The organism is Haematobacter missouriensis (genome assembly GCF_000740775.1).
In the GTDB taxonomy this organism is placed as follows: domain Bacteria; phylum Pseudomonadota; class Alphaproteobacteria; order Rhodobacterales; family Rhodobacteraceae; genus Haematobacter; species Haematobacter missouriensis.
The window spans coordinates 1-877 of sequence record NZ_JFGS01000100.1; the positions used below are offsets into that span (position 1 = coordinate 1).

An 877-nucleotide genomic window follows, 5' to 3' on the forward strand; every position below is an offset into this window, starting at 1 on the left:
GGCGGGCAGACGGATGGCGTAGAAGAACCTGGCTTCTTCCAGCCGCATATAGATCGCGGGGATCGCGTAGGCAGCGTCGGCCCGGAAGAAGCGTCCACCAAGGTCGCGGCCAGCATATCGGGCAATGACGGGATCAAGGACATCCCGCCAGCCATCGGCGCTGTGGACATTGCCGTTACGCAGGGCGCAGCGCTCCAGCATGCCAAACTGGTTGAACAAGAAGATGGGGTGATAGCAGGTGCAGTCGAAATGCCCGTTCCAGGCAGCACCTTCCTGATCGCCGTGGGTGGGGCTGACCGAGCTGTCCATGTCCAGCACGATGTATTTCAACCCGTTGCGGTCATGAAACCGGTCGATCCATTGGCCGTTCAGATCGGCCAGCGCCGCCCGGTTCGCGGCCAGAGCCAGCGTCTCGGTCTCGAACCGTCCCATCTGCGATGCCGAAGCAGCTTGCGCCTCGACGGCCCTGCCGCCAACGACCTGACGCATCACGGGATCGAGGGCCAAGCGGTCGGCATCGTTCACATCCTCGTATCCGGCCAGTCGTCCGAACACCGATTGCCGGAACAATCCGTCAAGCCGATGGAGCGTGTTCTTCCCGGTGCGGCTGTCTCGCAGCGCCTCCGACGCCAGATTGGACAGGCCGAGCACGTCATCAAGCTCGCGCATCACCAGCAGGCCACCGTCTGAACTGATCTGCGCACCACGGAACTCCAGACGCACACGGCGGTCGAAATCAACCCGATCTCCCCGCGCCAAGCCCGCACCCTCCAGGTGATCCATGAAACGCGCCCCTCGCAGCCGTCAACGCCATGATTTATATGCGAAATATCACGATTACGACAGCGAAATCAGCGACTTACTTGGAGAATGTGGG

The 877-nt window shown here is 61.8% G+C and carries 1 pseudogene; it reads right to left on the bottom strand.

Annotated features, from left to right (window positions below):
- Nucleotides 1-783: pseudogene (locus CG51_RS18810) on the bottom strand (IS1380-like element ISPme1 family transposase); the annotation flags it as partial.
- Nucleotides 784-877: the final 94 nt, after the last annotated feature.